We start from the raw sequence: 1267 nt of genomic DNA, 5'->3' as shown, positions 1-1267 counted from the left end.
GTGGAAGTGCTGGAGGCGATCCAGGCGCGGGCGCCGTGGGCGCGGGTGCTGGTGGTGAACTATCTGTCCGTGGTCGGGCCGGAGTCGCCGCGCGACAGCGTGGTGGACCGCACCTATCGGGTGCTCGCCGAGGAGTTGGCGGCGCGCACCGCGGCCGCGGCGGCGCGGGCGGGGGCGGAAGTGATCGATGTGCGCACCCCGAGCCTGGACCATCCGCACGGCTCCCGCGATCCGTGGACCGTCGACTTCTATGTGCCGCTACCCGGTCGACGTTATCCCGGGGCGCCGTGTCATCCGACCGCCGCGGGAATGGCCGCCGCGGCGGCGCTGGTGCTCGATCGGCTCATCGACGTCCCGCCCGTGCGCTGAGCGGATCCGGCGGTCTGGCCGAATGCCGGAACGCCGACCGATCGCCGGGCCGCTCGCCGAGTGCCGCAGCGCCGGACGATGAGCATCCGAGCAGGCACGCCCGGGTAGCGGGATGATCCGATCGGGCATCGCATTGCCGAGCATCCGCTGCCCTTCGGCGGCGACCCTGCGACCCCGGTGATAGGCAACCATCGCACGTCGGTGTGCACATGATGCCGCCGTCGCGTCCCGGCCGGGCGACGGTGACCGGCCTTGTCGGCACCGCGCCCGCGCACGGGACGTGTGGCGTGCGGCGGCGCGGGCTCTGGTATCCAGGAGAGGTGAAAATCGGTTTCGCACTTCCGCAATACGGTCCGCAGGCGGCGGAGGCGGCGCGGGTGACCGGGTTCGCGGCCGCGTTGGAGGCGGCGGGGGCGGACAGTCTGTGGGTGGGCGAACGGCTCATCGCCGCCACGAATCCGACGGTGGGGTACGCGGGGACGGACACCATTCCGGCGGAGTTCAACGCGGTGCTCGATCCGTTCCTGCTGCTGGGGCTGGCGGCCGCGGGCACCGAGCGGGTGCGGTTGGGTACGAATGTGCTGATCGCGCCGCTGTATCGGCCCGCGCTGCTGGCCCGGTCGCTGACCACCCTGGATATCGCGAGCGGCGGGCGGCTGGTGCCCGGTTTCGGGATCGGCTGGTCGCCGGAGGAGTACGCGGCGGCGGGGGTGCCGTTCATGCGGCGCGGGGTGCGTTTGGACGAGACGCTGGACGCGTTGGAGACCATCTGGACCACGGATCCGGCGAGCTATACGGGCCGGTATGTGAGCGTGCCGTCGCATCGCAGTGCGTTGCGGCCGGTGCGGCGGCCGCGGCCGCCGATCTGGTTGGGGGCGTTCAGCGCGGAGGGGTTGGC

The 1267-nt window shown here is 72.5% G+C and carries 2 protein-coding genes; both read left to right on the top strand.

Annotated elements, in window-relative coordinates:
• The coding region (locus tag ON31_RS29560) for a GDSL-type esterase/lipase family protein (RefSeq protein ID WP_039818376.1) at positions 1–369 on the top strand (369 nt) is incomplete at its 5' end.
• A gap of 320 nt (positions 370–689) precedes the next feature.
• Positions 690–1267, top strand: a 578-nt coding sequence (locus ON31_RS29555) for a TIGR03619 family F420-dependent LLM class oxidoreductase (protein WP_039818375.1), incomplete at its 3' end; no start/stop codon positions are given.

Origin of the sequence: Nocardia otitidiscaviarum NBRC 14405 (assembly GCF_000308635.1) — a bacterium.
Lineage (GTDB): Bacteria > Actinomycetota > Actinomycetes > Mycobacteriales > Mycobacteriaceae > Nocardia > Nocardia otitidiscaviarum.
The sequence above is the reverse complement of the archived record's forward strand: the minus strand, read 5'-3'. Positions and strand labels throughout refer to the sequence as shown.